Annotated in this window: 1 protein-coding gene; it reads right to left on the bottom strand. The window is 46.2% G+C overall.

Features of this window, described 5'->3' with window-relative positions:
* A partial coding sequence (locus HC176_RS18695; protein ID WP_280818727.1) for a peptide chain release factor-like protein occupies positions 1 to 312 on the bottom strand: 312 nt, incomplete at both ends.

The raw sequence follows: 312 nt of genomic DNA, 5'->3' as shown, positions 1-312 counted from the left end.
AGCTGTCTATGTCTCCATCCATCACGGCATCAACATTTCCGGTTTCTTCTCCCGTGCGAACGTCTTTGACCAATTTGTAGGGATGCATCACATAATTCCTGATCTGGGATCCCCATTCTATCTTCATTTTCGAGTCCTCGATCTCTCTTCGCTGTGCCTGTTGCTTCTGAAGTTCGATTTCGTATAACTGACTTTTCAACAACTGCATTGCCTTGTTCTTATTATCAAGCTGCGAACGGGTTTCGGAATTCTCTATGACTATGCCCGAAGGGGCGTGCCGAAGCCTTACGGCAGTTTCTACCTTGTTCACAT

The sequence above is a fragment of the Tamlana crocina genome, assembly GCF_012037625.1.
This window is presented reverse-complemented; position numbering and strand designations above follow the sequence as displayed.